The organism is Plesiomonas sp. (genome assembly GCF_051650925.1).
In the GTDB taxonomy this organism is placed as follows: Bacteria; Pseudomonadota; Gammaproteobacteria; order Enterobacterales; family CAMTGL01; genus Plesiomonas.
In genome coordinates this window covers 1-3834 of record NZ_JBOFRH010000015.1, presented here as the reverse complement: position 1 = coordinate 3834, position 3834 = coordinate 1, and the positions used below count along the sequence as shown (strand labels likewise).

Genomic DNA, 3834 nt, shown 5'->3' with positions numbered 1-3834 from the left:
CTTTCATGTAGACGCTGAAAATCCGCATCCGTTCCACGCAATGCTGCGTAGTAGGCAGATATACCTTCTAGCGCATGCCGTGTTTCAAGCAGATCAAATTGTGATTCAGGGTGAGCAGACAATAATTCACTGAGGGGATCACTAAAGCTTTGCCACAACTGCTGCTGCACAAACGTGCCACCACCTTGGCGGCGCAACAATAAACCTTTAGCTTCTAAACGCTGGATAGCTTCTCGTAATGAGGGGCGCGAAACATCAAACTGTACAGCCAGCTCTCGCTCCGGTGGCAGCTTCTGCCCAGGGCTGAGTGTGCCTTCAAGGATCAGGCGCTCTAACTGCTGCTCAATCACATCAGAAAGTTTGGGCTGACGAATTTTGCTGTAGGCCATCAAGAACATCCATCCGCGTTAAACTGTCTGCTACGTTGAAATCAATTTCGCTGACTGTCAATTGGTAATACCAATTTTACTGTGCGGTGAAAATTACCAGAGCTGAAAAACATTGTCCAGACCAAAATTGATCTGAATCATAGTTTCAGCCCTTTGATAACAAAAACGCTTCAGCTCACATAACATAAATAACAATTTAATTGGTCATACCATTTAACGTTTGGCATGTTTTCTCAAAAACACCAAGCTGAATCGAGTAAGCTTTACTGCGTGCTAAAAAATAAAATATGACACATGCATAAATTAACCCTACATGCCCGCATAAAAATGTACCTCCGCAGCACCTGTGATAACCGAGAATATCACTGATGTAGCTGATTGAATTAACCAGCATAATTCATTTCAAGATGCCGTTTTAAATGATAAAAAACTGCCTGTTGTAAAACATCAGTACAATAGTGCTCCCCACCGAATCAATAATAATATTAAAAAAGAGAGTCTTATAATAAAGCAGCAATGTATTCCTGCCAAAAAACGGCAGCCAGTATTAAATCAAAAAAAATTTTGCTAAAATAGCACCGAGTATTACTCTCTCAATCGGCCTACTTTCCGTCTTATTTCTGATACCGCTGTTATTGCTAACGCTATTTAGCACAATCTGGTTATGGTATATAACACGGCGTATCAGGTAGGCAGAACATTAAGCCAAAATGTAAAACCAATTAATGACTTACAGAAGTACTATAATGAAAATTAAATCATCTAAACTGCTTCACACGAGCATCGCTGTTTCACTGTTAGCTCTTACCTCATTCTCAGCAATGGCAAAATGCGATATGCACAATGCCGTTCGCAATGAAGTTCTTGATAAAACACTGGGGATCTCCGGTAAATGCACACCACAAAAAGTGGTTAAAAAAGAGATCGACAACACGCTCGGTATCAGTGATAAAAAAGCATCACTCAATGAAACCAAAAACTCTATTAATAACACTGCCAACCATATTAAACAACAAACCAATAGCGTGAAAAACACCTATAATAATGTGGCCGATGCACTGGAAAAAGAGTAAATGCAATTCGTTTTAGGTATGTGGCTATTTGTAAGTACAATACGCATACCTAAAACACACAGGGCGTACAGTCATCTGCACGCCCTGTTTTAATACTCAAATTAATAATCTGGTATCAGACGGTTACTCAATACGTGAGTATGTACCTAGATTCGTAAAAATCCTTGTACTTCCTCTCACGACTATAACGATACCCGTGGGCGGGTCCCCAGAGCCAAGCTCCACAACCTCTGAGTGTGCTTCTCGCACTGAACTTGCGTTCTACCCTTTACATTTAAACGGAATAGTGTCGGATCTTGCTGTATTTTATCCAAACTTTTTTGTGTGATACTAATAACTGTATATGCAGAACTGAGATCGCAGTCCGTGCGAGTCGTTCTCATTCGCACAATATCATCATTCGACACCATATAATTAATATATTGCCGAAGTTGTTTACTGCTTAAATTAAAATGTTCAGCAACTTCATGACCAAGCACAGGGCCTTTTTTTTCGTAAATCCAGTAAGCAACTTTTAAATAATTTGGCGTAGGATTAGACATTACAGCACCTTAAAACAAAATCATTCTCAATAATAGTTATCAATAATCATTATATGACAATATATTTGCTAAATTCAGCCTAGTCCGTTAGTACATGAAAGCGATATATATCGCTTTCACTATACAAATCAGCCATTAAAACAACAAACTAAAAAAATGAAAGTACAAACCCGATAAATGAAACAATCTTAACGATTACTACACACTAAAATAATGCCTTATTTTATATTTATCTTCCGGTTGAGCCTGAGTATTTAAAATAATACTCAGGCTCAACCGGGCAAAGACCCTACAGCAACAACCCGTAAATAGTCAGCACAGAAACGACTACCACCAGCAGCATTGCCGCTTTACGCGCCAGTGTTACCGCGGTTTGCGGCATATCCACCCATGATTCATTATCTTGCGGCAACAGCGCCAGACGCGTAACCTGCCCCAGCACCTGATAGGCCGACGCACGTACATCAGCAACCGCCATCACCCACACGGCTAACGCCTTATCCCCGTGCCCTGCAAATACATACGCCAATGAGCAAATACGTACCGGCAACCAGTCAAGCCAGCCCAGTAACGAATCAACCCCAGAATGTGCGCGCTGCAGTGCATTATTCTGTTCAGCCAGCCAGCTTTGGTAAGCCCGTAACACCGCATAGCCCACCATAATGGCAGGGCCGCCCACCACAAACCAAAACGCAGGGGCAATATAGTAGCGAAAATGCGTCCACAACAACGCAGACTGCAACGCCTGCAAACGTGCCACATCATCTGCGCACGGCAAACCGTGAATACGCGCAATATTCTCTGCTAATGCCTGAGCCTGCTCCGTCTCACCACGGCGCGCTGCCACCAAATAAGCGCGATAACGCATCCGCTTATAACCTGCACCAATACACAGCAGCCCCAAAGCTATCCAGCACAACAGCGATACCAGACCGAACAAATGCCCTTTCACCAGCCATAAACTCACGCTCACCAATAGCACACTGGCCAGCCACACCGCCGTACTTTTCACCAGAGAAGGCCGCGCTATCTTCACCCACAGCGGGTGCAGCCAGTGATCAATCTGCCAATGCTCACCGGTTTTAAACAACCGCTCCCATGCCAAAATCAGCAGCAAACTGAATAATTTCATTCTGCGGTACTCCTCACTCTCTTCTTTATATTCATCTATATACAACCATTTATGCTGTTAACTCGGCATTTCACCACATAAACCAAAAATTACTCAGCCAAGATATTATCCAACCGCTGCAAGCAATCAGTAAAATATGCCCAATCAAATGCCGTACCGGGGTCAGTTTTGCGCTGTGGCGCAATATCACTGTGTCCAGTGATCCGCGCATCAGTAATCGCCGGAAAACGCCGCTGCAACCACCGAGTAATCAGTGCCAACTGCTGATACTGTATCGGCGTATAGGCCAGCGTATCCGTGCCCTCCAGCTCTATGCCCACTGAATAATCATTGCACTGCGCACGCCCTTCAAAACTCGACACCCCCGCATGCCACGCACGCTGACTAAACGGCACATACTGCACCACCTCGCCATCACGCCGAATTAAACAGTGTGCCGACACCTGCAACTGGTAAATATCGGCAAAATAGGGGTGAATATTAGGCTGCAAGCGGCCGCAAAACAGATCATCAATATACGGCCCACCAAACTCACCCGGCGGCAAACTGATATTGTGCACCACCAGCAAAGAGACCACCTCCCCCTCAGCCCGCTCATTACAGTGCGGCGAAGGGCAGCGGCGCGCCCCGTTCAGCCAATCCGCCTTTGCAGGTAAACTCAGTACCGGCATAACAACAACTCTCTGATAACCGAAAGA

5 protein-coding genes are annotated in these 3834 nt (G+C 44.4%); 1 reads left to right on the top strand and 4 read right to left on the bottom strand.

The features are described from left to right. On the bottom strand, positions 1-389 hold a 389-nt coding region (locus tag ACRC27_RS00395), incomplete at its 3' end, for a GntR family transcriptional regulator (RefSeq protein WP_438638806.1). A gap of 746 nt (positions 390-1135) precedes the next feature. On the opposite strand from ACRC27_RS00395, the gene ACRC27_RS00390 reads away from it, so the two are divergent. After that, on the top strand, positions 1136-1462 hold the full coding sequence (locus ACRC27_RS00390) for a hypothetical protein (RefSeq protein ID WP_438630280.1): 327 nt from the start codon (positions 1136-1138) through the stop codon (positions 1460-1462). Between the two features lie 182 nt (positions 1463-1644). Here the strand turns inward: ACRC27_RS00390 and ACRC27_RS00385 are convergent, their stop codons facing one another. The 3 genes from ACRC27_RS00385 to ampD form a co-directional block, all read right to left on the bottom strand. Further along, complete coding sequence (locus ACRC27_RS00385) at positions 1645-2004, bottom strand: hypothetical protein (protein ID WP_438638804.1); 360 nt, start codon at positions 2002-2004, stop codon at positions 1645-1647. Between the two features lie 289 nt (positions 2005-2293). Beyond that, complete coding sequence (ampE, locus tag ACRC27_RS00380) at positions 2294-3136, bottom strand: beta-lactamase regulator AmpE (RefSeq protein WP_438638802.1); 843 nt, start codon at positions 3134-3136, stop codon at positions 2294-2296. 89 nt (positions 3137-3225) lie between these two features. Next, on the bottom strand, positions 3226-3807 hold the full coding sequence (ampD, locus tag ACRC27_RS00375) for a 1,6-anhydro-N-acetylmuramyl-L-alanine amidase AmpD (RefSeq protein WP_438630286.1): 582 nt from the start codon (positions 3805-3807) through the stop codon (positions 3226-3228). Between the last annotated feature and the right edge of the window lie 27 nt (positions 3808-3834).

What these genes read in the sequence shown, in the direction of transcription:
- ACRC27_RS00390 (WP_438630280.1), top strand. Translation starts at nt 1,136, where the DNA reads ATGAAAATTAAATCATCTAAACTGCTTCACACGAGCATCGCTGTTTCA.
- ACRC27_RS00385 (WP_438638804.1), bottom strand. Translation starts at nt 2,004, where the DNA reads ATGTCTAATCCTACGCCAAATTATTTAAAAGTTGCTTACTGGATTTAC.
- ampE (WP_438638802.1), bottom strand. Translation starts at nt 3,136, where the DNA reads ATGAAATTATTCAGTTTGCTGCTGATTTTGGCATGGGAGCGGTTGTTT.
- ampD (WP_438630286.1), bottom strand. Translation starts at nt 3,807, where the DNA reads ATGCCGGTACTGAGTTTACCTGCAAAGGCGGATTGGCTGAACGGGGCG.